This window comes from Pseudomonas sp. RIT623 (assembly GCF_004519305.1).
Taxonomy (GTDB): domain Bacteria; phylum Pseudomonadota; class Gammaproteobacteria; order Pseudomonadales; family Pseudomonadaceae; genus Aquipseudomonas.
Window position 1 is genome coordinate 65,763 of the sequence record NZ_SOZA01000016.1, and the last position, 23,065, is coordinate 88,827.

Consider the following 23,065-nt stretch of genomic DNA (forward strand, 5'->3'; position numbering starts at 1 on the left):
ATGCACAGCCTAATCCTCGGCGGCGCCCGTTCGGGCAAGAGCCGCCTGGCCGAACAACTGGCCGAAGCCAGCGGCCTGCCGGTGACCTATATCGCCACCAGCCAGCCGCTGGACGGCGAGATGAATGAACGCGTGCGCTTGCACCGTGAACGGCGTCCGGCCCATTGGGGGTTGGTGGAGGAACCCGTGGCGCTGGCCGCCGTGCTGCACGCCGAAGCCGGTGAGGGGCGCTGCCTGCTGGTGGACTGCCTGACCCTGTGGCTGACCAACCTGCTGATGCTCGAGGATGACCAGCGCCTGGCGCAGGAGCGCGACGCGCTGCTCGCCAGCCTGGCGCAACTGCCGGGCACGATCATCCTGGTCAGCAACGAAACCGGCCTGGGCGTGGTGCCCATGGGCGAACTGACCCGCCGTTATGTCGACCTGGCAGGCACGTTGCACCAGGCCGTGGCCGAACGCTGCCAGCGCGTGGTGCTGACCGTCGCCGGCCTCCCTCTCATGCTCAAAGGACCAGCCTTATGACCCCGATGTGGTGGCGTGACGCCTGCCAACCCCTCGATAGCGCCGCCATGGACCAGGCCCGCGCCCGTCAGCAACAGCTGACCAAACCGGCCGGCTCACTCGGCCAGCTCGAAGGCCTGGCGGTACGCCTGGCTGGCTTGCAGGGGCGCGAGCGTCCCAGCCTGGAACGGGTCGCCATCACCATCTTCGCCGGCGACCATGGCGTGGTGGAGGAGGGCATCTCCGCCTATCCGCAAGCGGTGACCGGGCAGATGCTGCGCAACTTCGTCGGCGGTGGCGCGGCGATCAGCGTGCTGGCGCGCGAGCTGGGCGCCGAACTGCGGGTGGTTGACCTCGGCACCATCGACGCGGACCTGCAACTGCCAGGTGTGCACCACCTGCGCCTGGGGGCCGGTACCGCCAACTTCGCCCGCCAGCCGGCGATGACCGACGCGCAGCTGGCGGCGGCGTTGCAGGCCGGCCGCGACAGTGCCCTGCGCGCGCTCGACAACGGCGCCCAGCTGTTCATCGGCGGTGAAATGGGCATTGGCAACACCACTGCCGCGGCCGCGCTGGCCAGTACCTTGCTGGGCTGCCCGGCGCGTGAGCTGAGCGGCCCGGGCACCGGCCTGGACAGCGCCGGCGTGCGCCACAAGGCCGAGGTGATCGAGCGTGCCCTGGTGCTGCACGGCTTGCGCGCCGACCAGCCGCTGCAGGCATTGGCCTGTGTCGGCGGCTTCGAAATCGCCGCGCTGGCAGGTGCCTACCTGGCCTGTGCCCAGCACGGCGTGGCGGTGCTGGTCGACGGCTTCATCTGCAGTGTCGCCGCCCTGGTGGCGGTGCGCCTCAATCCGCAATGCCGCCCGTGGCTGCTGTTCGCCCACCAGGGCGCCGAGCCAGGCCACAAGGCCCTGCTGGCGGCGCTGGAAGCCGAGCCGCTGCTGGCCCTGGGGCTGCGCCTGGGCGAGGGCAGCGGCGCGGCGCTGGCGGTGCCGCTGATTCGCCTGGCCTGCGCCCTGCACGGGCAGATGGCGACCTTTGCCGAGGCCGCGGTGGCGGATCGTCCGGCATGATCCTCGAGCTGTTGCGCCATGGTGAGACCGAGCTCGGCGGCGGCTTGCGCGGCAGTCTCGACGATGCCCTTACCGAAAACGGCTGGGCGCAGATGCGTCAGGCCACCGCCGCTGCCGGCCCCTGGGATGTGCTGGTGAGCTCGCCGTTGCAGCGTTGCGCGGCGTTTGCCGAAGAGCTGGGAGCACGGATCAACCTGTCGGTGCAGCGCGAGGCCGGTGTGCGCGAGCTGCATTTTGGCGACTGGGAAGGGCAGAGCGCCGCCCAGATCATGCAGGCCGACGCCGATGCCCTGGGGCTGTTCTGGCGTGATCCTTATGCGTTCACCCCGCCTGCGGGCGAGCCGGTGCTGGCCTTTGCCGAACGGGTGCTGGTCGCGGTCGAGCGTCTGCACCGCGAGCATGCCGGCAAGCGGGTGCTGGTGGTGACCCATGGCGGGGTGATGCGCTTGCTGCTGGCGCGCGCGCGCGGGCTGCCACGTGAGCAATTGTTGCAGGTCGAGGTCGGCCATGGCGCGCTGGTACGCCTGGCCGTGGCTGAAGACGGTCAGTTGCGCGAGGTGCGTTGAGATGCTGCCGTTCTGGATCGCCCTGCAGTTTCTCAGCAGCCTGCCGGTGCGCCTGCCGGGTATGCCGGCGCCACAGGAAATGGGGCGTTCGCTGCTGTTCTATCCCGTGGTGGGGCTGCTGTTCGGTCTATTGCTGTGGCTGGCCAGCCAGCTGCTGCATGGCGTGGCGGCCCCTCTGCACGCGGCCTTGCTGCTGGCGCTGTGGGTGTTGCTCAGTGGCGCGCTGCACCTGGATGGCCTGGCCGACAGCGCCGATGCCTGGCTCGGTGGTTTTGGCGACCGCGAGCGGACCCTGCAGATCATGAAGGACCCGCGCAGCGGGCCGATTGCCGTGGTCACGCTGATGCTGGTGCTATTGTTGAAGTTCTGCGCGCTCTGGGTGCTGGTCGAGCGCAATGCCGGCGGCCTGCTGGTGCTGGCACCGGTGGTGGGCCGCGCGGCGCTGCTCGGACTGTTCCTGGGGACGCCTTACGTGCGTCCGGGTGGGCTTGGCGCGGCCTTGGCCGAGCATTTGCCACGTCGCGCGGGCGCTGCTGTGTTGCTGGGCTGTGCGGTGCTCTGCGCGGCGCTGGGGGGCTGGCCGGGACTGTGGGTGCTGCTGCTGGCTGGCGTGGCGTTCGCCTGGTTGCGGCGGTTGATGTGCCAGCGCCTGGGGGGCACCACGGGTGATACCGCGGGCGCACTGCTGGAATTGCTGGAATTGGTGGTGCTGCTGGGATTGGCGTTGTAAGAGCGGCAGCGCGAAGCAGCCAAGGGGGTGTTTATGCCGGACATATCCCACCGGTAACTCGGAGCCCTGTCTTGGCCACTGCGGCTATCCTCGACCCTCTCAAACACCTGGAACGCCCCTCATGCACCACTGGATCCTCGCCAGCCTGCTGGCCCTTGCCGCCATCCCCGCCAGCGCCGCCGACCTGATCGATTTCTGGGACACCCCGCGCCATGGTGGCAACAGCTTCAACCGCCTGCCGCCGGACCAGGCCTATTTCGATGCGCTCAAAGGCTACGGGGCCAGTTGGGTGCGGTTGTCCTATGACAAGTGGCGCCCAGCCGGGCGCGACTTTCTGTTGGGCAACGCCGATGATTACCAGGGCCTGGCGGCTACCGACCTGAAGCAGCTCATCGCGGTGCTCGACCGGGCCCATGCCGCGGGTCTGAAGGTAGTGATCACCCCGCTGTCGCTGCCCGGCATGCGCTGGAGCCAGAACAACCAGGGCCAGTTCGACGACCGCCTGTGGCAGGACAAGCGCTTCTGGGCGCAGTCCGCGCGCTTCTGGCGCGATGTCGCCCAGGCGCTCAAGGATCACCCGGCGATCGCCGCCTACAACCTGATCAACGAGCCTGCACCCGAGAAACTCGGCGGGCTGACCGAGCATGCGTCGCCCGGGCAGATGCAGCAGTGGTATGCCCGCCAGCAGGGCGGTGCACGTGACCTGCCGGCGCTGTACCGGCAATTGCTGGCGGCAATCCGCGAAGTCGATGGCAAGACCCCGGTCATGCTCGATGCCGGCTGGTACGCCGCCGCCGATGCCTTCAGTTATTGGCCCGCGCCACTGGCGGACGCCCGGGTGCTGTACAGCGTGCACATGTACGAGCCCTATGCGGCCACCAGTGCGCCGAACCTGGCCCGCAAGCGGCCCTACGCCTATCCGGGGCCAGTGCCTTTTGCCGGGCAGGTGCAGCCTTGGGACGCGCAGCGGGTTGCCGACTACCTGCGGCGCCCCCTGGACTGGGCCCAGGCAATGAAGTTGTCGCGCTCGCGCCTGGTGGTCGGGGAGTTCGGCTGCATGCGGCGCCTGCCGGGGTGCCGGCAGTACCTGGAGGATGTGCTCAGGGTACTGGACCAGCATCAGATGCATTGGGCCTTCTACAGCTTTCGCGAGGACAGCTGGGATGGCATGGATTACGAACTGGGCACCGCCAAGGTGCCGTGGCGCTATTGGCAGGCCATCGACAACGGCCAGGCGGACCCTTTGCCGCGCCAGGCGACCCCGGCATTCGAGCCCATTCGGCGCCGGCTGCAGCCGTGAAACCTCTTGCAACAGTCGATATGCGGGTATATACACGTATCCATGCTGACCAGTGAATGTATCTGCACCCACCTGCGTCGCGCCGCCCGTGGCGTGAGCCGGCACTATGACGAAGCCCTGGCCGGTTTCGGGATCAATGTCGCGCAATTTTCCTTGCTGCGTCACGTGCAGCGTCTGGACCGGCCGAGCATCACCAGCCTGGCCGAGGCCATGGGCCTGGAGCGCAGCACCCTGGGGCGCAACCTGCGGGTATTGGAAGCCGAAGGCTTGGTGCAACTGGCCGAGGGCGATGATCAGCGCAACCGCCTGGTGCTGCTGAGCGCCGCCGGCAAGGCCCGGCTGGAGGCAGCCCATCCTGCCTGGAAACAGGCTCAGGAGCAGATGGTGACGCGCCTGGGCGAGGGGCAGCGGGATGAACTGGTGCGCTTGTTGGAACGCTTGGCCTGAATCACCACGACTATAAGCGGGTATATACCCGTATAAACCTTGCGATGTGCCGGAGACAACGACAATGACTTCCCTATGGCGGAGCAGCGGGTGGGTGTTACTGGGGGCGGCGCTGATCCTGGCGTTATCCCTGGGTGTGCGGCATGGCTTTGGCCTGTTCCTGGCGCCGATGAGCGGCGAGTTCGGCTGGGGGCGAGGGGTATTCGCCTTCGCCATCGCCTTTCAGAACCTGATTTGGGGCTTGGCCCAGCCGTTTTCCGGGGCCCTGGCCGACCGGCTCGGTGCGGCCAAGGTCGTGATCATTGGCGGCATGCTCTATACCGCTGGGCTGGTGCTGATGGCCCTGGCCGATTCACCTTGGTCGCTGTCGCTGAGCGCCGGGCTGTTGATTGGCATCGGCCTTTCCGGCACCTCGTTCTCGGTGATCCTCGGCGTGGTTGGCCGCGCGGTGGCGCCGGAAAAACGCAGCATGGCCATGGGCATCGCCAGCGCGGCGGGGTCGTTCGGCCAGTTCGCCATGCTGCCGGGTACCCAGGGCCTGATCCAGTGGCTGGGTTGGTCGTCGGCGTTGCTGGTACTGGGCCTGCTGGTGGCGCTGATCGTGCCGTTCGTCGGCCTGCTGCGCGACCGTCCGCTGCCTAGCCATGGTGTCGAACAAAGCCTTGGCCAGGCCCTGCGCGAGGCCTGTTCGCATTCCGGCTTCTGGCTACTGGCCCTGGGCTTTTTCGTCTGCGGCTTCCAGGTGGTGTTCATTGGCGTGCACCTGCCGGCTTACCTGGTCGACCAGCATTTGCCGGCGACCACCGGCACCACGGTGCTGGCGCTGGTCGGGTTGTTCAATATCGTCGGCACCTACACCGCAGGCTGGCTGGGTGGACGGATGTCCAAGCCACGCCTGTTGACCGGCCTTTACTTGCTACGGGCGGTGGTGATCGTGCTGTTCCTGTGGGCACCGGTGACGCAATACAGCGCCTACCTGTTCGGTATCGCCATGGGGCTGCTGTGGTTGTCCACGGTACCGCTGACCAATGGCACCGTGGCCACTCTGTTCGGCGTGCGCAACCTGTCCATGCTTGGCGGCATCGTGTTCCTGTTCCACCAGCTGGGGGCTTTCCTGGGCGGCTGGTTGGGTGGCGAGGTGTATGATCGCACCGGCAGTTACGAGCTGGTCTGGCAGTTGTCGATCCTGCTCAGCCTGCTGGCCGCCGCGCTCAACTGGCCGGTACGCGAGCGTCCGGTCGCGCGATTGCAGGCCCAGGCCGCATGAAGCGCTTGCTGTTAGCCGTGGCGGCATTGCTGGTGCTGGCTTTGGTGTGGTGGGGCTGGCAGGCGAGCGGGTTGGCGCTGCTGCAGTTGGGCATGAGCCTGTGTTAGGGCTACCCTGCACCTGAATGCATGATTCGCAGGAGACCGACAATGCACGCACGCTGGCTAATGCTACCCATCCTGGCCCTGGCCGTCACCTCGAGCTGGGCGGCGGATTGCCCGGCCTTGCTCCAGGGCAGCCTGCCCGAACTGCGCGGCAAGGAGCAGATCGACCTGTGCCAGCGCTTCGCCGGCAAGCCCCTGGTGGTAATTAATACTGCCAGCTACTGCGGCTTCGCCCCTCAGTTCGAAGGGCTCGAGACCACCTACCAGAACTATCACGGGCAAGGGCTGGAAATGCTCGGCGTGCCGTCCAACGACTTCAAGCAGGAAGACGCCGACAGCGAGAAGACCGCCAAGGTCTGCTATGCCAACTACGGCGTGACCTTCAGCATGACCAAGGCCCAGCCGGTGCGGGGCAGGGACGCGATCCCGCTGTTCGTCGAGCTGGCCCGCCAGAGCAGCGCGCCGAAGTGGAACTTCTACAAGTACGTGGTGGACCGCAAGGGCAAGGTGATCGGCAGTTTCTCCAGCCTGACCAAGCCGGATGATCCGGCGTTCACGGCGGCGATCGACAAGGCCATTGCCTCCCAGCCCTGAGCCCGTTTGCCACGCAGGCATGAAAAAACCGCCACGAGGGCGGTTTTTTCATGCGGCAAGTGTCACTCAGAAGCGGTAGGTCAACGAAGCACCAACGCCGTGGGCGCTGTTTTCGTACTTGGCCTTGTAGCTGCCCTTGAGCGCGCCTTCCTGCAGGCTGTGCGGCTGGTTGTTGACCTTGGTGTCCTCTTCCCACAGGTAGGAGTAGGCCACGTCGATGGTCATGTCGTCGGTCGGGCTCCAGCCTGCACCCACGCTGAAGATCTTGCGATCGCCAGTGGGAATGCGCGGGGAGCGGTTGGTGTTGTTGGTCGGCGACTGGTCAACCGAGAAGCCGGTACGCAGGGTCCACTCCTTGTTCACCTTGTAGGAGGCGCCAATGGCGTGGGCCCAGGTATCGTGCCAGTTCTGCTCCTCGGTGATGGTGCCGAACGCGGCAGTCAGCGGGTTGCCTGCCAGGGCGGCTGGCAGCTTGTTGTTGACGGTGATGTCTTTCAGGCGGCTCCAACGGGTCCAGGTGCTACCGGCATAAAGGGTCCACTGGTCGTCGAGCTCATGGGTGACCGAGAAGTCCACCGACTCGGGGGTCTTGATATTCAGCTTGGCATCGTACTTGTCGTTGAGGGCACCTAGACGAGGCACGCCATAGCTGACCTTGGTCTTGCCTTCGAGCTTGTAGTCGACCATCGAGTGGTAGGTCAGGCCGACGCGGGTGCGATCAGTGGCCTGGACCAGGATACCGATGTTGTAGCCCACGGCGGTGTCGTCGCCCTTGATCTTGATTTCGCCGTCAGCAGGATTCAGTGGCGAGAGACTGGCCAGGTTCGAGCTCAGTTCGCCCTTGATGCGGTTGATGGTTGGACCGAAACCGATCGAAACCTTGTCGTTGAACGCATAGCTCACGGTCGGCTGGAAGGTCACGACCTCGACATGGCTCTTTTTACCCCAGTAGCGTGCGGCATCGTTGCTACCGTAATCGGTGACCAGGCCGAATGGCACGTAAACGCCGAAACCGACGCTCCAGTGGTCATCGATCGACTTGACGTAGTAACCCATCGGTACACCGACCACAGGCACCATGTCACCGTCTGTTTCCCCCCCCTTGCTGCTGCCTGGGCCCGAAATATCGGACTTGGCAATCACAGCGGCACCACCGACGGTCATCTGATCGCGCTTGAGGCGCGACATGCCCGCCGGGTTGCCGTACACGGTGCTGGCATCTTCGGCAGAAGAAGAACGACCCGCGAAACCTGTCCCCATACCGCTGACGCTTTGCTCGTTAAGGGCGAAACCACTGGCGAGCAATTGGCTGGAAGCGAGGGCAACGGCAATGCCGAGAGAGGTTTTGAGCATTACTTTTTTCATTATTAGAAACTCCTTGGGATCTCCGGGGCGAAAAGCTACCAACAAATGCCGCTCCACGCTATAGGCGCAAACACTGGAGATAGAGCGGTTTTGTAGGACAATCCGACCAAAATTCCTTTTTTTCGCGGTAGAGGTGGCTTTCAGGACGCCAGAACCTGAGCCGGCTCGATGCAGTGCTGCCAGGCCTGGGTGAAATCGCGCAGGCGGCCCTGTGGCTGGAAGGTTTGCCGCCAGATGCGCGCCAGGCCCAGCAGGTCGTTGGCGGCCGGTAATGGCATGGCTTGTTCCTCGATGAGCATCCAGGCGATGGCGGTGGCGTAGCGCAGGTTAACCGTCAGTTCCAGGTGTGGGCCGCCCAGGAAGGCGTGCTGGCTGGCCAGGCCACGGACCAGGCTGGCCAGCTCGGGGTCGCGGGCCAGGAAGTGATCCCACAGGCAGCGGTGGCGCTGTTCACCAATACGGTACAAGCCATGGCCGCGTCGGTCGTGCAGGGCCGAGCCCAAGGCTGATTGGCTGGCGGCAACGCCCAGTAACAAAGCTTCGGCGCTGTCGCAGTGACGATCCAGGTAAAGCAGGGTCGGCCGGATCACATATTGACTCAACTCGTTCGCAGCGATGCCCATGATGGCCTCTGGCTAAGAAGGACCGACGGGCGCTGGAGCTTGGCAGCTGGTGAGTGGTCAGGCCCGCCGGAAGCGGCAAGCGCCGCTCGAGTTGAAGTGTAGTGTGATAAGCGTGCTGTAAAAGGCTGTTTTTAAATCGATTGCTGTCTGAGGGCGCGGGCTATATGCCCGCTGGCAATTAAGCCAATTACCTTCAGACAGGCTGTTGCGTGACCTATTCATGGCGTGAATTACCCGCCATTCATTCATGCGGTCAGCGACTGGCGGGTACGATCGATCACTGCTTGCAAGGGTTCTGCCCGGTTGTATTGGTCCGGGTAGAGACGCTCGCTATGGCAGGCGATGCCGTGTTCGTCGACCAGGGTGAAGCTGAAGCTGCCCTTGCGCGGCGCGACGATCAGGCACTTCAGTGGGGCGAAGGCCTGGGAAAGGGTGCCGAAGGCAGCCTGGATTTGCTGATGGTTACTCATATTGTTGGATGTTCCTGCGTAAGACACGGTATTCGATCCGTGCACAATAGAAACGTTCCAGTGACATCTTTATTAAGGAGACGCAGAACCTGACTGGAACAGGGCAGCCAGAAGGGCGCATGCATAAGTGGGCGCTGGGCTGACTGGTAGGTACGACAGAAGGCAGGCAGCACACCGGGTCCTGGGTTCTAGGCGCCGGGGAAGATCCTGATCAATCTGAAATCGTGATTCGCGCAGGGCAGGGATTGCCAAGTGAATCATCGAATGGGCCGGTCCGAAGAGGCAGTGCCTGCTCGTATGCGAGTGTGGGCTGCGAGGACGTAGATGGCCAGAATTGACTTTCAGCTGGGTACTAACGCTGCACAACCTACACGAACAATCGTGGGTTGGCAAGTATTTGGTTTGTTTGCGCGAAGCCGAACATTATGGCGGCAATCGTGGCTGCTGTGAAGAGGGTAGACTGCTCCAAGACGCCCCGGCCTGTGCCGTTTTCGTGCAGCGCCTGGGCACTTGTACACATTCGCATGGGGACTTGTAACCCTCTTGCAACATCCTGTGGACGCTTCGCCAATGACTTGACTGAACGCTTAAGTCAATGAAAAAAAACACTAATATTTGCTGGTGAAAAAATCGACAGTTTGACTGAAGCCCCCATTTCACAGGGGTTTGCAGCCTGCGTGAAGGGGTTGTCCACCGAGTTATCCACAGCTTCTGTGGATTGTCCCTAGGGCTTGCTCTAGGACGGGCGTGCCAGCTGTTTCATCTCGTGTCCGACAATCAGATGGCAATAGGGTGGCCGGCATTTTCAGGTGTGAAACGTCAAGAAAAAAACATCGAATTTTTTTCCCCTAAGCCGTAAGTCGAAGGGGTCATTGGCGACAAAAAGGAGTAGAGTGGCGCGCCTTTCGAGTCACCAACGCTGTCGGTCATGAAGCTTCGCGGTAAACACCTCGCTCCCCCGGTTGCAGCCCCCTCGTTGCCCTCCTCCAAACGGTTCTCCCTGAAAGTGGCCCTGTGGCTGCTCGACAGCCCGCGTCTGGGCGACAAGCCCAGCGTCAAGCATCTGGCTGGGCGCATGCTCAAGCAGCCGGCGCGCCAAGGCGTGGTGGTGGCCCAGAGCCGCTTGGGGCAGATGCTCTGCCGCGACTGCGGCAATGCCCGGGACCGGCGCATCGGCCATGAGCTGTTGCGCCAGGCTGCCCGTGCCGGCGATCGGCGGGCGCAGTTGGAATATGGCCGCCTATGCCCGGAGCCAGAGCAGGCCCGCTACTGGCTGGAGCTGGCGGCGGGGCAGGGGTCGCAGGAGGCTCGGCGGTTGCTGCGGCAGTTATAGTCCGGTTCTGGCCCTTTACTACGCGCTGGGCGGTTCGCCAGCAAGGCTGGTTGCTACAGGCAGACGTGGTGGCGGGCAGTTGAACTGATAAGCTGCACGGCAATCGTCAATGTTCGTTCGGGGTTAGCATGACAGTGGATCTGACCAGCGTCCTGCTGGGCGTGGTGGCAGGCGCGGTGCCTTGCCTGGGCTGGGTCATGCAGGTGCAGCGCGGGCAGGGCGCGCGCAAGGCCGAGCAGGCCTTGCTGCAAGAGCGTCTGAATGCCGCGCAACTGGCCCAGGCCGGCTTGCAGGCGCAGCTGGAGGCCAGTCGCGATGAAATCAGCGACCTTGGCGAGGCCAACACCGTCAAGCAGACCCAACTGGCGGCCCAGGGCCGTGAGTTGGAACTGCTGCAGATCGACCGCGACAACGCCCGCGACGCCGCCCATGCCTGGAGCCTGGAGCGGGCCAATCGCGAAGCCGAGCTGCGCCGCCTGGAGGCCCAGACCGCGCGTCTGGAAGCCGAGCTGCGTGAACAGCAGGAAAGCCACCAGCAACGCCTGGAAGACCTGCAGGAGGCTCGCGAGACCCTGCGCGCGCAGTTCGCCGACATGGCCACGAAGATCTTCGACGAGCGCGAGCAACGCTTTGCCCAGACCAGCCAGCAGCACCTGGGCCAGTTGCTCGACCCGCTCAAGGAGCGCATCCAGGCCTTCGAAAAACGCGTCGAGGAAAGCTACCAGCAAGAGGCCCGCGAGCGCTTCTCGCTGGGCAAGGAACTCGAGCGCCTGCAGCAGCTCAACCTGCGCCTGTCCGACGAAGCCACCAACCTCACCCAGGCGCTCAAGGGCCAGAAAACCCAGGGCAACTGGGGCGAGTTGATCCTCGAGCGGGTGCTGGAGCACGCGGGCCTGGAGAAGGGCCGCGAATACCAGACCCAGGTCAGCCTCAAGAGCGCCGATGGCGAGCGTTTCCAGCCCGATGTGCTGATCATGCTGCCGGGCGACAAGCAGGTGGTGGTCGATGCCAAGGTCAGCCTCACCGCCTACCAGCAGTTCGTCGGCAACAACGACGAGGCGGCGCTCAAGCAGCATGTGCAGTCGCTGCGCAACCATGTCAAAGGGCTGTCCAGCAAGGACTACAACCGCCTCGAAGGCCTGCACAGCCTGGATTTCGTACTGTTGTTCGTGCCTATCGAGGCGGCGTTCTCGGCGGCGTTGCAGGCCGAACCGAACCTGTTCCAGGAGGCCTTCGACCGGCAGATCGTGATCGTCAGCCCCACCACTTTGCTGGCCACCCTGCGGGTGATCGACAGCCTGTGGAAGCAGGAGCGCCAAGGCCAGAACGCCCGGGAGATCGCCGAGCGCGCCGGCTGGCTGTACGACAAGTTCGTGCTGTTCATCCAGGACCTGGACGAACTGGGCGCGCGCCTGGCCCAGGTCGACAAGGCCTATGCCGCGGCGCGCAACAAGCTGTGCGAGGGGCGTGGCAACCTGGTCAGCCGCAGCGAGCAGCTCAAGCTGCTCGGCGCCCGGGCCAGCAAGAGCCTGCCGGCCGAGCTGATCGAGCGCGCGCTGAGCGACGAAGCGCTTACTGAACCAGGCTCAGATGGCGGTTGAGCAGGGCGCGCAGGGCCGCCGGCTTGACCGGCTTGGCCAGGTAGTCCAGGCCGGCGGCATGGACCATGGCGATGGTCTCGTTGCGACCATCGGCGCTGATCACCACCCCCGGCACCGGTTCGCCCAGGCGCGCGCGTAGCCAGCCCATCAGCCCGGTACCCGTCTCGCCGTCGTCGAGGTGGAAGTCCACCAGCGCCAGGTGCGGGCGCAAGCCCTTGGCCAGCAGCGCCTCGCATTCGGCCTGGTTGCGCGCGGTGGATACCTGGCAGCCCCAGCGGCTGAGCAGGCTGTTCATGCCGATCAAGATGCTGTCCTCGTTGTCCACGCACAGCACCTGCAGTCCGGCCAGCGGCTGACCAGCCTGCTCCACGGGCGCCGGTGCGGCGGGGGCGGCGCTGTGGGCGACGGGCACGCCCACCCGGAACACGCTGCCCTTGCCCGGCCAGGAGCGGACTTCCAGTTGGTGGCCGAGCACCCGGCACAGGCCGTCGGCGATCGCCAGGCCCAGGCCCAGGCCTTTCTCGGCGCGGGTCTGGTGACTGTCGAGGCGCTTGAACTCCTGGAAGATCACCGCCAGCTTGTCATCGGCGATACCTGGGCCACGGTCCCACACCTCCAGCCACAGGCGTTCGCCCTGGCGGCGCACGCCGAGCAGGATCGGCCCCTTGCCATAGCGCAGGGCATTGGTGAGGAAGTTCTGCAGTACCCGGCGCAACAGTTTCATGTCGCTGTCGACCCGCAGGCGGCTGCCGCGCAAGCGGAATTCCAGGCCTTTTTCGGCAGCCAGCAGCTTGAACTCGGCGCCAAGGGTGTCGAACAACTGGTTGAGGGCGAAGGGCTTGACGTCCGGGGTGACCCGGCCGTTTTCCAGGCGCGAGATATCCAGCAGGTCGCTGATCAGCTCCTCGGCCGAGCGTAGCGAGCTGTCCATGTGCTGGACCAGTTGGCGGGCTTCGTCGTTCATGCCTTCGGCCTGTTGCGACAACGCCGCGGAGAACAACCGCGCGGCGTTCAGCGGCTGCATCAGGTCGTGGCTGACGGCGGCGAGGAAGCGCGTCTTGGATTGGCTGACGGCTTCGGCGCGGCTTTTCGCCTCGATCAACGCCTGGTTGAGCTGCGACAGTTCGCGGGTGCGTTCGGCGACCCGCTGCTCGAGACCTTCGTTGGCGTCGCGCAGGGCCTGCTCGGCCTCGCGGAACGGGGTGATGTCGGTGAAGCTCATGACGAAACCACCGCCCGGCATCGGGTTGCCGATCAGCTCGATCACCCGGCCATTGGGGAACAACCGTTCGGAGGAATGGGCGCGGCCCTGGCGCATCCAGTGCAGGCGCCGCGCCACATGTACCTGGGCCTCGCCCGGGCCGCACAGGCCGCGGTCGGCGTTGTAGCGGATGATGTCGGCGATCGGTCGGCCGACGCTGATCAGCCCGTCGGGGTAGTTGAACAGTTCAAGGTAGCGACGGTTCCAGGCCACCAGGTGCAGGTTCTGGTCCACTACGCTGATGCCCTGGTTGATGTTCTCGATGGCGCCTTGCAGCAACGCGCGGTTGAACTGCAGCACCTCGCTGGCCTCATCGGCGATGCGTACCACGTCCTCGAGCTGCATGTCGCGGCCTTCGATGGCGGCCTTGACCACCGCGCGGGTCGAGGAGCTGCCGAGCACGCCGGCCAGCAGCCGTTCGGTGTGCTCGATCCAGTCGCCGTCGGCGTTCTGGTTGGGGTTGAAGCCCTTGCCCTGGCGGTAGGCGAAACGGATGAAGCTCTGCCGGGCGCGTTCCTCGCCGACGAAGCGCGCGGCCAGCTTGAGCAGGTCGTCGATCTGCACTGCCAGCAGCGGCTTGCTGCTGGGGCGGGCGCTGGTCTGCTGCCCGATGAAGCGCCCGGCCTGCCAGTGCTCGGAAACCCGCGTGCGCGACAGGATCGAGACCCAGGCAAAGAGGGTGAAGTTGCCGGCCAGCGACAGCACCACGCCCTGGGTCAGTGGGGTGATCGGCAGGTTCAGCGGATTGCCGTGCAGCCAGGCCAGGCCCGGGAACAGCTGCAGCGACCAGCCCAGGCTATGGGCGGTGATCGGCAGCACCAGGGTGTAGAACCACAGGAAGATGCCTGCGGCGAGGCCGGCGAACACGCCGCGGCGGTTGGCCTGCTTCCAGTACAGCGCGCCGAGCATCGCCGGGGTGAGTTGGGTGACCGCGGCGAAGGCGATCTGGCCGATGGTGGCCAGGCTCGCGGTGGAGCCCAGCAGGCGGTAGCTGACGTAGGCCAGCAGCAGGATCACCACGATGGTCACCCGACGCACCGAGAGCATCCAGTGGCGGAACACCTCGAACGGCCGTTCGGCGTTGTTGCGCCGCAGCAGCCAGGGCAGCAGCATGTCGTTGGAGACCATGGTCGACAATGCCACGGCCTCGACGATGACCATGCCGGTGGCCGCCGAGGCGCCGCCGATGAAGGCCAGCAGGGCCAGGCTCGGGTGCGCCTCGGCCAATGGCAGGCTGATGACGAAGGAGTCGGAGATCACCGTGCCCGGCAGCAGCATCTGCCCGGCCAGGGCTATCGGCACCACGAACAGCGCCGCCAAGGCCAGGTACAGCGGGAACACCCAGCGTGCCAGGCGCATGTCCTGGGGTTCGATGTTCTCCACCACGGTAACGTGGAACTGCCGCGGCAGGCAGATGATCGCCATCATCGCCACGGCGGTCTGCACCACCATCGACGGCCAGTTGATGGTCTCCTGCCAATAGCTGTCCAGGTGCACCGACTGACGTGCCTGGGTGAACAGGTCGTCGAAGCCGTCGTACAGGTTGAACACCACGAACACGCCTACCGCGAGGAAGGCCAGCAACTTGACCAGCGATTCGAAGGCGATGGCCAGCACCATGCCGCGGTGGTGTTCGGTGACATCGAGGCTGCGGGTGCCGAACACGATGGCGAACAGCGCCAGCACCAGCGATACCACCAGGGCGGTGTCCTGCACCCGGCTGCCGGTGGCATCGGCGCTGGCGCCGATCAACAGGTTGACGCCCAGCACGATGCCCTTGAGCTGCAGGGCGATATAAGGCAGCACGCCGACCAGGCAGATCAGCGCCACCACCACGGCGAGGGTCTGCGACTTGCCGTAGCGCGCGGCGATGAAGTCGGCGATCGAGGTGATGTTCTGCTGCTTGCTGATCAGCACCATCTTCTGCACCACCCAAGGTGCGAAGATCAGCAGCAGCACCGGGCCCAGGTAGATGGGCAGGAACGCCCAGAGCTGCTCGGCGGCCTGGCCGACCGCGCCGAAGAAGGTCCAGCTGGTGCAATACACTGCCAACGACAGGCTGTACACCCAGGCGCGCAGGCGCGGCGGCAACGGTGTGCTGCGGCGGTCGCCGTAGAAGGCGATGGCGAACATGATGGCCATATAGGCCAGGGCGACCACGGCGATCAGCCCGCTGGACAACGACATGCAAACTCCGGAGCAGAAAAAGAAAACGCGGTCCCGATCAATCAGTCTGGCACGCAGCGGGCGCCGCGTCAGCGCAGACCATGGTCGCAGTGGCAGGACGTCGCAGGGCCGGCGCCTACTCCACCCGCCGACGCGTGCCCAGCCAATAGAACATCGCCGCCAACATGACCGAGCCGATGAGCAGGTAGAACACCGCCGCCGGCAGCAGATACCCCAGTGCCAGGCCTACCAGGATCGGCCCCAGCCCGCCGCCCAGGTTGGACAGGTTCTGCGCGCCATAATAAACCCCGCGCAGGTGTTCCGGTGCGATCAGGTCGATGAACATGAATTCGGCCGGAATCACGATGATCTCGCCCAGGGTGAACACCAGCATCGCCAGGCACCAGGCTGGCGCCGAAGCCGCCACGGAAAACCCCAGCAAACCGGCGATGAACATGGCCATGCCGGCCATCAGCCAGGGCATCAGCTGCTGGCGGCCGATGCGCCGGCCGATCACGTACTGCAGGGCAATCACCGTGACGGCGTTGGTGGTCACCAGGTAGCCCGCCAGCCGCGCGACCTGGGCCGGGTCCTGCAGGGTCACCACCAGGTATTGCGACAAGTAGGCGGTGAACTGGCCGAACACCACGGCGCTGAGCACGCCGCCCAGGGTAAAGCAGACCAGCCGGCGGTCGCGCAGCATGCCCAGGGCAACCTGGGCGAAGCCCGCCGCGGGCCCGTCCTCGCGCAGGCCCAGCAGGTTGCGCTCGCCCAGCCAGTAATAAGCCAGGCTCAAACCGCTGCCGATCAGCGCCGATAGCAGAAACGGCAGGTGGTCGTCGGCCTCGATCAACAGCACTCCGAGCATCGGCCCTGCGGCCCAGGCGATGTTGTTGAACGTGTACTTGATGGCGAACGCTTCGCCGCGCCGGTCTTCGGGCAGCAGGGCGCAGAACCCGGCCTTGGCGGTAATGTCGACCACGGTCTGGGCCAGGTAGGCCACCACCAGGAAGCAGAAGAATAGCAGCGCCGAGGTGCTGCTCACGATGCCAATGAAGGCCAGGGCGAACAGCAGCGTGCAGGCGACGATCAGCGTGTGGCTGCGCAGGGTGTCGACCAGGTGCCCGCCGTAGAGGCTGAGCATGGAGGCCAGAAGCATGGCGCCACCCACCAGCAGGCCGGTGTGGCCGACCGATAGGCCCATGTGCGCCGACAGGTACACCACCAGATAGGGCAGGGTGATCGCCCGGGCCATGGTCAAGGTGAAGGTGGTGAACAGCAACAGGCGCACGGCGGATGGATAGTTTTTCAGGGCACGGAGCATCGACGGGTCCTTGTCATTGTTAGCGGCCAAGCATATGCCAGGCGGCTGATCGAACGCTATATATGTAAAATCGATAACAGATAGAGAAATTACCCGTTATATAGATATTCTTCACGGGCATAAGATATTCCTACCTTACCCAAGGCCAGGAGAAACGTTCATGCCATGCACCCAGACCCACGCGCCCTGCTGGCGCCCGCTCAGCCATCTGGCGCACCCGCGCGAGGTGATTCGCCAGTTCACCCCCAACTGGTTCGCCGCAACCATGGGCACCGGCGTGCTGGCCTTGGCGTTTCACCAGCTCCAGGTGCCGGTGCTGGACCGCGTGGCCGAAGGGCTGTGGTGGCTGACCATTGGCCTGTTCACCCTGTTCTGTGTCCTGTACGGCGCCCGTTGGCTGCTGTTCTTCGACGAAGCCCGGCGCATCTTCGCCCATTCCACCGTGTCGATGTTCTTCGGCACCATTCCCATGGGGCTGGCCACCATTCTCAATGGCGCCCTGGTGTTCGGCATGGCGCGCTGGGGCGAGGCCGTGGTGCCCTGGGTCGAGGCCTTGTGGTGGCTGGACGTGGGCCTGGCGCTGCTGTGCGGGGTGGCTATTCCCTACCTGATGTTCACCCGCCAGGAACACAGCATCGACCAGATGACCGCGGTCTGGCTGCTGCCGGTGGTGGCAGCGGAAGTCGCCGCGGCCAGTGGTGGCCTGCTGGCCCCGCACCTGGCCGACGCCCACCAGCAGTTCCTGGTGGTGGTGACCAGCTACGTGATGTGGGCGGTGTCGCTGCCGGTGGCGTTCAGCATCCTGACCATCCTCATGCTGCGCATGGCCCTGCACAAATTGCCGCCGGCCAACATGGCCGCTTCCAGCTGGTTGGCGTTGGGCCCGATCGGTACTGGCGCGCTGGGCATGCTGGTGCTGGGTGGCGATGCGCCGGCAGTGTTCGCCGCCAATGGCCTGGGCGGGTTGGGTGAGGTGGCGCGCGGCTTGGGGCTGGTGGCCGGGATCGTGCTGTGGGGCGCGGGGCTCTGGTGGCTGCTGACCGCGGTGCTGATCACCTTGCGCTACATGCGCCAGGGCATGCCGTTCAACCTGGGCTGGTGGGGGTTCACCTTCCCGTTGGGGGTGTACTGCCTGGCGACGTTGAAGCTGGCTGCCTGGTTGTCGCTCGATTTCTTCAGCGTGTTCGGCCTGGTGCTGGTGGTGGCGCTGGCCCTGCTCTGGGCGGTGGTGGCCAGTCGCACCCTGCGTGGGGCGTGGCGAGGTGAGCTGTTCGTGTCGCCGTGTATTGCACAGGCGTAGCTGGACAGCACGAAGGCCCGGCAGTACTGTCGGGCTTGCTCGCTTGGCGAAGACGCATGGATGCGGTTATCTGTGTCTGGAGGGCAGGGCGCGGACAACAAGAACAAGCGGGCAAGGAGCGCCTTAATGGAGCTGAATTCGATCGTTTCGCTCAAGTCCTATGCCGAAGGCGTCAGCCTTCATGTGCACGACTTCCACCAGTTGGTCATTCCCACCCACGGCACCATGGAAATAGAGGTCGATGGCACGCAAGGGCATCTGACCAATGCCAGGGGCATATTGATCCCCGCCGCCAGCCACCATCGCTTCAATGCTTCCTCGGGTAGCCAGTATGTGGTTGCCGACATCCCCATCGACTTCCGCCTGGCCGATGGCCGTCAGGTGGGGGCGCTGCGCCTGCTCGACGAACGTTTCTTCAGCGTGCCCTTGTCGTTCTGCCACCTGATTGCCTTTCTCAGAGGGGCGGTTCAGGAGCAGCGCGCCGTCGACACCGGCGCCTGGCTCAGGTTGGCCTTGAGCGCCATCTCCGGGCAGGCTGCGTCGGTCACGGACGCGAAGTACACGCCGCTGGCCAAGGCCACGACGTTCATGCGGGCCAACCTTGACCAGCCGATCACCTGCAAGCATGTGGCTGTTGCTGCCGGCGTCAGCGAACGCAAGCTCAACTACCTGTTCAACCAGTCACTGCGGATGACGCCCCATGCCTACTTGCTGGAACTGCGCATCGAACGGGCGATTGGCCTGCTCTCCGGCAGCCGACTGCCCATCAGTGACATTGCGCGGGCCTGCGGCTTTTCCGATCAGAGCGCGTTGACCCATGCGCTGAAGCGCGCCCGTGACATCACCCCGGCCAGGTTGCGACGCGCCAGCGCCTGATCGCCCTGGCGCAACCTGCCTGGCCTTGCAGGCGGCAACAAAAAAATTGCCGGATCCTGCAAGCCGGGCCCATGACGGCTGGCGTACGTTTCGCTCACCACCTCGACGGGTTACGAGCGTCCCATGTCCGAAGCGTTGCACGGTAACTCCCTTGCACCCGCCAGCCTGAAGAAGTCCGCCAACGCCTGCGGCTTGCTGGCGATCCTGATGTGGGCGGCGCTGGCGCTGTTGACCACCCAGACCCAGGGAATCCCGCCTTTTCAGTTGCTGTTTCTGTCATTTTGCATTCCTTTCGGCCTTGCCTGCCTGGCCGCGCTGGGTGGCTGGCGGGGTGGCTTGCGGGCCTGGCGACAGCCGGTGGGGGTCTGGTGTTCCGGATTCGCCGCGATCTTCCTGTACCACGCCTTCTACTTTTTTGCCCTCAAGGCCGCTCCGCCCGCGCAGGCCAGCATGATCGCCTACCTGTGGCCGCTGTTGATCGTGCTGTTCAGTGCCATGCAGGGTGGGGGGCGCCTAAACCGCCTGTGCCTGCTGGGCGCCTGCCTGGGCCTGGCCGGCACAGCCTTGATCTTGCAACCACAGAGCAGTGTGCTCACCACGCGCACCTTGCTCGGCTATGCCGCTGCGTTGTGTTGCGCGTTGGTGTGGTCGAGCTATTCGGTGTTCAACAAGCGCCATGAAGGCGCGCCGGTAGGTGTCATTGGCGGGATCTGCGGGTTGGTCGCGCTGGCCGGGTTCATCTGTCACCTGCTGCTGGAAGACACGGTGATCCCTGACGCCCGAGGCTGCCTGGCGATCGTGCTGCTGGGGCTCGGGCCGGTCGGGCTGGCGTTCTTCGCCTGGGACTACGCCACCAAGAGCGGCAATGCCGAGTTCCTGGGGGCGGTTTCATACCTGGCCCCCTTGATCTCGACCTTGCTCCTGGTGCTGGCAGGCGTGCTGACCCTCGATCTGCGGCTGATGGCCGCGGCTGGGTTGATCGTCGCAGGCACCCTGGTGGCCACTTTCGGCGCTCGCTGACGGCCTGAACAGGGTGTTCGGCCGTAATACACTTGATAAGGATATCTCTATGCTCAGAGTGCTGGCAGTCAGTGCTCCCCACTGGCAGTTTGCTCCTGCAGGCCACGAACAACACCTGAACAGCAGCACGCCTTTCAGTTTGCATAATGCGATCAGGGTCTGTGCCCATGAGGCCCGCGAGGGTATCGGTGCATGGGGGCGGAGCAATTGGCACAGCACGCAGGGGCTGGCCGAGGCGGTGTTCATGTCGGACTACCTGCATGAGACGCTGGCCTGGCTGGACCGGGCGCTGGCCAGTGTTCGACCCAACCTTGTATTGATCGGCGCGATGTCGATTTCCTTTCCTGGCGCCGTCGCTGTGGCGGCGCGTGTCAAGCAGGTGCTGGGGCCTCAGGCGATCGTGGTGATCGGCGGCAAGCACGCGATAGAGACCACCTACCTGGTGAACGGCAAGCTGCGGGTGCACCCCGGTTCGCCAATCGCGGCCATGCTTCGGGGGGATATTGGGCGCCTCTTCGACCTGGTGATTTCCGGGGATGGCGAGGCACTGATACGCGAGATTGGCGTTGCGGTGGCCGGCCTGCCCGCCTCGGAGCTGAACGCTTCCAGCATCGCCACATTCCTGGCGGATCGCGATGAGGTTCGTGGCGACTGGACGGCCGCCTGGCTGGAGGAGGACCGTGTCATGCATCTAGGCAGTGCGCAGTTGCCCTTGGATTATGACCATCTGCCCGTGCCCGCGACCTTGTTCCCGATCACCTCGGCGTTTCCGGTCTTTGCTACCAAACTGACGGCTCATGCCTATAGCGATACCAGCAAGGGCTGCATCTATTCGTGCGACTTCTGCAGCGAAGCCCAGGCCATCAATGGCAAGTTGCATGGCATGGCGAGCGCGCACCAGCGCTTGTATCGGCAATTGCGCGCTATCGCCAGCCTGGCGCCTGGGCTGCCGGGTGGCGGGACGGTCAGCGCCTTCGTCGAAGACTCCATCCTGCTGCAGGGCAACGCGATTTCGCTCGCGCGCTTGTCCGACCTGATCGAAGCACAGGGGCTGGGCATGGTCTTTGGTGGGCAATTGACCGTGGACATGGTCAACGATCCCAATCGCCAGGCGCAGATTGCACGGCTGGCAGGCAATGGTCTGCGCTATCTCTTCATGGGGCTGGAGACGCCGGACGAGGCGCTCGCGGCAACCATGCACAAGAACCGTGGGGCCGCCAAGGCCAGCCTCAAGGGCGACCTGCTATGCAGTGACGCGGCATCCAGCGGCTGGGTGCACAGGAGCGAACAGGCCCTGCGTTTCCTGGCTGGTGTCGGCATCGACTGTGGGTTGTCGCTACTGTTCGGCCTTGGTGAAAAGCATGCCCAGCGCATCGCCTTGCTCGAGCGGATAGGCGCTTGGCAGCGCGAGCTGGGGCAACCCAAATGCATCAGCATGAACTGGGCGGTGCAGCATCCGTTGCGCCAGGATCAGGGCAATCGGCACCACTACCTGGAGTGGGCCATCGATGCCGACGACCCCCGTGCGCCGATCATCTCCCGGGTCTTCGGTGAGGCTTCCACGCGTTATTGCATGCCCGGGGTGAGCATGGCCAGCCTGGCCGAGCTCACGGAGCTGGACGGGCTCTACCAGCAACTCAATAACATTGTCTGAGGCTTGAGCTTCCATGATCGAAGTAGCTTCCGCGCTGTCCACCGCCTGGCCGTCCCTGCGGGTGGGTTTTCTCTACTGTCAGCTGGCTGGCACGGTCGACGATGGGCGCTTGCCAGCGTTGGGGGCTGGCGAGCCTGATGCGGTCGCGCAACAGAACATTGACAGTGCCCGGCGCCTGTTCAAGGCATGCGGTGCCGACCCGTCACGCTACCGGCCTTCCTGCGATGCGCTCAGTCGTCGGGTGGCGGGGGGCAAGCCATTGGCAAGCGTCAACGCCGTGGTGGATATCGGCAACTGCATTTCATTGCGTTACGGCGTCTGTGTCGGGTCCTACGACATGGCTTGCCTGGAGGGGCCGATCGTCTGCACCGTGGGTGAGCCGCAGGCGAGCTACCAGGGTATTGCCGACAAGACCATCAAGCTTGGGGGAATGCCGGCGGTGCGCGACACGCAGGGCTACTTCGGTAGCCTGCACGCCGACTCCCGGCGAACCTGCGTGGGTGCGCAAAGCCAGGCGCTGTTGATGCTGTTCTTCTACGCCAGTGACGAGGTCAATCCACTGACGGTCCAGGGCGATGCCAGCGCACTGCTGCATGACTGCTACTCGTACTCGCTGGTTGCCTGCAACATGGGAGTTTGCCAATGACGACCGGGCCGCAATCCCTTGCACATGATGATTCCGCTGCCGGCTTCTATGCCTGCGGCGCTGGCGACCAACTGTTCAGTGATGCGCACTTTCCGCCTGCGATCAATGCCTTTCTGCACTCTGAGCGGATGCTGCTAGCGGTGGCGGCACGGTCTCGGCAGGTGATCGTCGAAATCGGCTGCCATGAGGGCACCCATGCGGGTTGGTGTCGCGCCGCAGGCAAGCGCTACCTCGGTATCGACCCGGTCGAACGCTATATCCAGCGCGGCCGCGCCCGGCTCGCCGAGGCTGACCAGCAACGCTGCACGTTGGTGGTGGGACGCGCGGAGCAGGTCGATGAACTCATCGCCCGCGAACTGGCAGGCATTGCGCCCAGCGACATACTGCTGTTCATTCCGTTCAACTGCTTTGGCAACATCACCGAGGTCGAGTCTGCGGTGCGTAGTATCGCGCGTAGCGGTTGTGCGCTGTTGCTCAGTTCCTACCAGACGACACCTGCGGCGTTGCTGGCGCGTTTTGCCTATTATGCCGCGTGTGGCTACAACCCTCTGACCTTGAGCCGCGATGAACGCGGCGAGTTGTTCCATGACGCTCTGGGGTTACATACCTATGCCTACCATCCCGGCTGGTTGAGCGCGCTGTTTGCGCGCTTCGGCATGAGCGTGCAGGCAGTCCAGCATGCCGAGATCGGCCAGGCCTTCGTGACGCCTGAGCTTGAAGTTGCGCTGTGCGAGCAAGTGCGCCGATGAGCTGTTATGCGCGCAGCCTGCTCGGCGGGTTGCCTTTCTGGCCTGTTCCCGTGCAGATTTGTGGCTTGGCGCGCCGTGCGCGCCTCCAATGAAAA

General features: G+C 64.7%; 21 protein-coding genes. 16 read left to right on the forward strand and 5 right to left on the reverse strand.

The genetic code is table 11. The annotated features are described in order from the left end of the window. From cobU to E3U47_RS13145, 8 genes are all read left to right on the forward strand, one after another. Complete coding sequence (cobU, locus tag E3U47_RS13110) at nucleotides 1–522, forward strand: bifunctional adenosylcobinamide kinase/adenosylcobinamide-phosphate guanylyltransferase (protein ID WP_134691860.1); 522 nt, start codon at nucleotides 1–3, stop codon at nucleotides 520–522. Then, nucleotides 519–1,574 carry a nicotinate-nucleotide--dimethylbenzimidazole phosphoribosyltransferase gene (gene cobT, locus E3U47_RS13115; RefSeq protein ID WP_134691861.1) on the forward strand — a complete coding sequence of 352 codons (1,056 nt, stop codon included), beginning with the start codon at nucleotides 519–521 and terminating at the stop codon, nucleotides 1,572–1,574. The genes cobU and cobT overlap by 4 nt, the downstream gene beginning before the upstream one ends. Next, nucleotides 1,571–2,140 carry an alpha-ribazole phosphatase family protein gene (gene cobC, locus E3U47_RS13120; RefSeq protein ID WP_134691862.1) on the forward strand — a complete coding sequence of 190 codons (570 nt, stop codon included), beginning with the start codon at nucleotides 1,571–1,573 and terminating at the stop codon, nucleotides 2,138–2,140. The genes cobT and cobC overlap by 4 nt, the downstream gene beginning before the upstream one ends. Before the next feature lies 1 nt (nucleotide 2,141). Beyond that, nucleotides 2,142–2,870, forward strand: a complete 729-nt coding sequence (locus E3U47_RS13125; protein ID WP_134691863.1) for an adenosylcobinamide-GDP ribazoletransferase — start codon at nucleotides 2,142–2,144, stop codon at nucleotides 2,868–2,870. A gap of 121 nt (nucleotides 2,871–2,991) precedes the next feature. After that, nucleotides 2,992–4,170, forward strand: coding sequence for a glycoside hydrolase family 5 protein (locus tag E3U47_RS13130; RefSeq protein ID WP_134691864.1), 1,179 nt, complete (start codon nucleotides 2,992–2,994; stop codon nucleotides 4,168–4,170). 42 nt (nucleotides 4,171–4,212) lie between these two features. Further along, nucleotides 4,213–4,617 (forward strand): MarR family winged helix-turn-helix transcriptional regulator, encoded by a 405-nt coding sequence (locus tag E3U47_RS13135; protein WP_134691865.1) that lies wholly within the window; start codon nucleotides 4,213–4,215, stop codon nucleotides 4,615–4,617. Between the two features lie 64 nt (nucleotides 4,618–4,681). After that, nucleotides 4,682–5,884: an MFS transporter gene (locus E3U47_RS13140; protein ID WP_134691866.1), complete on the forward strand. Its 1,203-nt coding sequence runs from the start codon at nucleotides 4,682–4,684 to the stop codon at nucleotides 5,882–5,884. Nucleotides 5,885–6,033: 149 nt separating this feature from the next. After that, nucleotides 6,034–6,582 carry a glutathione peroxidase gene (locus E3U47_RS13145; RefSeq protein WP_134691867.1) on the forward strand — a complete coding sequence of 183 codons (549 nt, stop codon included), beginning with the start codon at nucleotides 6,034–6,036 and terminating at the stop codon, nucleotides 6,580–6,582. 66 nt (nucleotides 6,583–6,648) lie between these two features. Here E3U47_RS13145 and E3U47_RS13150 read toward each other — a convergent pair whose 3' ends face one another. The 3 genes from E3U47_RS13150 to E3U47_RS13160 all read right to left on the reverse strand — a co-directional run bounded on the left by E3U47_RS13150 (nucleotide 6,649) and on the right by E3U47_RS13160 (nucleotide 9,040). Then, on the reverse strand, nucleotides 6,649–7,947 hold the full coding sequence (locus E3U47_RS13150; RefSeq protein ID WP_134691868.1) for an OmpP1/FadL family transporter: 1,299 nt from the start codon (nucleotides 7,945–7,947) through the stop codon (nucleotides 6,649–6,651). 140 nt (nucleotides 7,948–8,087) lie between these two features. Further along, a complete protein-coding gene (locus E3U47_RS13155; RefSeq protein ID WP_134691869.1) occupies nucleotides 8,088–8,570 on the reverse strand; it encodes a hypothetical protein in 483 nt (160 codons plus the stop codon). 245 nt (nucleotides 8,571–8,815) lie between these two features. Then, the gene (locus tag E3U47_RS13160; protein WP_134691870.1) at nucleotides 8,816–9,040 is read right to left on the reverse strand and encodes a hypothetical protein; all 225 of its coding nucleotides are present in this window, start codon (nucleotides 9,038–9,040) and stop codon (nucleotides 8,816–8,818) included. 928 nt (nucleotides 9,041–9,968) lie between these two features. On the opposite strand from E3U47_RS13160, the gene E3U47_RS13165 reads away from it, so the two are divergent. Together E3U47_RS13165 and rmuC are read left to right on the forward strand one after the other, a co-directional pair. Beyond that, nucleotides 9,969–10,373: a tetratricopeptide repeat protein gene (locus tag E3U47_RS13165; protein WP_134691871.1), complete on the forward strand. Its 405-nt coding sequence runs from the start codon at nucleotides 9,969–9,971 to the stop codon at nucleotides 10,371–10,373. 242 nt (nucleotides 10,374–10,615) lie between these two features. After that, entirely contained in the window at nucleotides 10,616–11,974 is a 1,359-nt protein-coding gene (gene rmuC, locus E3U47_RS13170) for a DNA recombination protein RmuC (protein ID WP_167659480.1), read from the forward strand. Here rmuC and E3U47_RS13175 read toward each other — a convergent pair. Continuing rightward, nucleotides 11,946–15,422 (reverse strand): PAS domain-containing hybrid sensor histidine kinase/response regulator, encoded by a 3,477-nt coding sequence (locus tag E3U47_RS13175; protein WP_134691873.1) that lies wholly within the window; start codon nucleotides 15,420–15,422, stop codon nucleotides 11,946–11,948. The genes rmuC and E3U47_RS13175 overlap by 29 nt on opposite strands. A 115-nt stretch (nucleotides 15,423–15,537) precedes the next feature. Further along, nucleotides 15,538–16,725 carry an MFS transporter gene (locus tag E3U47_RS13180; RefSeq protein WP_134691874.1) on the reverse strand — a complete coding sequence of 396 codons (1,188 nt, stop codon included), beginning with the start codon at nucleotides 16,723–16,725 and terminating at the stop codon, nucleotides 15,538–15,540. A 160-nt stretch (nucleotides 16,726–16,885) separates the two neighbouring features. Between E3U47_RS13180 and E3U47_RS13185 the strand changes: the two genes are divergently transcribed. The 6 genes from E3U47_RS13185 (at nucleotide 16,886) to E3U47_RS13210 (ending at nucleotide 22,970) form a co-directional block, all read left to right on the forward strand. Continuing rightward, a complete protein-coding gene (locus E3U47_RS13185; RefSeq protein ID WP_134691875.1) occupies nucleotides 16,886–18,025 on the forward strand; it encodes a TDT family transporter in 1,140 nt (379 codons plus the stop codon). Between the two features lie 126 nt (nucleotides 18,026–18,151). After that, entirely contained in the window at nucleotides 18,152–18,901 is a 750-nt protein-coding gene (locus tag E3U47_RS13190; RefSeq protein ID WP_167659478.1) for an AraC family transcriptional regulator, read from the forward strand. A 123-nt stretch (nucleotides 18,902–19,024) separates the two neighbouring features. Next, nucleotides 19,025–19,921, forward strand: coding sequence for a DMT family transporter (locus E3U47_RS13195; protein ID WP_134691877.1), 897 nt, complete (start codon nucleotides 19,025–19,027; stop codon nucleotides 19,919–19,921). Between the two features lie 49 nt (nucleotides 19,922–19,970). Beyond that, the gene (locus tag E3U47_RS13200) at nucleotides 19,971–21,575 is read left to right on the forward strand and encodes a B12-binding domain/radical SAM domain-containing protein (protein WP_134691878.1); all 1,605 of its coding nucleotides are present in this window, start codon (nucleotides 19,971–19,973) and stop codon (nucleotides 21,573–21,575) included. Between the two features lie 13 nt (nucleotides 21,576–21,588). Beyond that, nucleotides 21,589–22,221 (forward strand): B3/4 domain-containing protein, encoded by a 633-nt coding sequence (locus E3U47_RS13205; RefSeq protein WP_134691879.1) that lies wholly within the window; start codon nucleotides 21,589–21,591, stop codon nucleotides 22,219–22,221. Continuing rightward, the gene (locus E3U47_RS13210) at nucleotides 22,218–22,970 is read left to right on the forward strand and encodes a class I SAM-dependent methyltransferase (RefSeq protein ID WP_134691880.1); all 753 of its coding nucleotides are present in this window, start codon (nucleotides 22,218–22,220) and stop codon (nucleotides 22,968–22,970) included. The genes E3U47_RS13205 and E3U47_RS13210 overlap by 4 nt, the downstream gene beginning before the upstream one ends. Nucleotides 22,971–23,065 lie beyond the last annotated feature (95 nt).